This window comes from uncultured Campylobacter sp. (genome assembly GCF_938045535.1).
Classification (GTDB): domain Bacteria; phylum Campylobacterota; class Campylobacteria; order Campylobacterales; family Campylobacteraceae; genus Campylobacter_B.
On record NZ_CALIMQ010000159.1, the window covers coordinates 1 to 1,344 of the forward strand.

A 1,344-nucleotide genomic window follows, 5' to 3' on the forward strand; every position below is an offset into this window, starting at 1 on the left:
ATTTGGTGCTTAAAGATATCAGCTTTCACGTAGAACCGGGCAAAAGCGTAGGCATAGTAGGCAGAAGCGGCAGCGGTAAAAGCACTATCACAAAGCTGATCGAGCGGCTCTATCTGCAAAGCTCGGGCGCCGTTTATATCGACGGCATAGATATCAGACACCTAAATCCCTATCTTTTGAGGCAAAACATCGGCGTGGTCCTTCAGGAAAACTATCTATTTAGCGGCAGCATCAAAGAAAACATCGCCTTTGCCGCAAGCGGGGCGAGTATGGAGGAGATCATTAGAGTTAGCAAGATTGCGGGCGCTCATGATTTTATCGCAGAGCTTGCAGGAGGTTACGATACCTTCGTAGGCGAGCGCGGCTCGAGCCTTAGCGGCGGACAAAAACAGCGCATCGCAATCGCTAGAGCGCTCATAAATAATCCTAAAATTTTGATCTTTGATGAGGCAACCTCTGCGCTTGATTATGAAAGCGAAAGCATTATCAATAAGAATTTAAGCGAGATCAAAAAGGGAAAAACTTTCATCATTATAGCCCATAGGCTAAATTCCGTTAAGAATTGCGACGAAATTTTAGTACTAGATAAGGGCGAGATCGTAGAGCGCGGAAAGCACGATGAGCTAATGGCTCTGGGCGGCTACTATAAGAGCTTATATGATAAGCAACTAGGATAGGCTTGGATGAGATGAGAGCTGCGAATGAATGTAGCGCTAATGAAAGATTTATCTTTAAATTTGAGTATGTTTTTCTTGAACCCATATTTTTAATACGTTTGTTATACGCACAAAGCTTAAGAGCTTTATTATAAATTTATGGCATAATTCAATTAGATCTCTACAAGGATAAACTATGCTTGCATCGATAAATATTCAAATATCAAACGCTAAAACGCTTAAAGCCATAGAGGATATAATCGCAAATGATCCTACCGCCGTTATAAGCTATAATGAGCTGAATTATTTAAGCCCGCAAGATGAAGCTAGACTTATGGAAATTTCAGATGCCGATGATAGAGGCGAGCTGAAATACCACTCGCACGAGGAAATGTTGGAGCATTTAAATACGCTTTTTAAAAAAATGGCCTAAGATATGAAGCTTGTCTACAGCGAAGAATTCCTTAACGATCTGGATAAAATTATTATGTTGATCGCGCAAGATAGTCCCGAAAGGGCGGCTAAATTTGCAGATGATTTGATTGTTAAAATTTCAGACATTCCAAATCGCCCGTATAGTTTTAGAAAAAATCCTAAGCTAAATCGTAAAGATACTAGGGATCTGGTTTTTAAAGGCTATACTGTGCCGTTTCGCGTAAGCAAAGACGCCATAAAAATACTAGCGATA

Annotated in this window: 3 protein-coding genes; all 3 read left to right on the forward strand. The window is 40.7% G+C overall.

The window, feature by feature from the left end; translation table 11 throughout:
• Window positions 1–677 (forward strand): ATP-binding cassette domain-containing protein (locus Q0095_RS05050; protein WP_297881952.1); only part of this gene is annotated, 677 nt, incomplete at its 5' end.
• A 175-nt stretch (window positions 678–852) separates the two neighbouring features.
• Complete coding sequence (locus Q0095_RS05055) at window positions 853–1,089, forward strand: hypothetical protein (RefSeq protein ID WP_297881954.1); 237 nt, start codon at window positions 853–855, stop codon at window positions 1,087–1,089.
• A gap of 3 nt (window positions 1,090–1,092) precedes the next feature.
• Window positions 1,093–1,344, forward strand: a 252-nt coding sequence (locus tag Q0095_RS05060) for a type II toxin-antitoxin system RelE/ParE family toxin (RefSeq protein WP_297881956.1), incomplete at its 3' end; no start/stop codon positions are given.

Excerpts from the sequence above, each read along its gene's own strand:
- Q0095_RS05055 (WP_297881954.1), top strand. The coding sequence starts at position 853 with ATGCTTGCATCGATAAATATTCAAATATCAAACGCTAAAACGCTTAAA.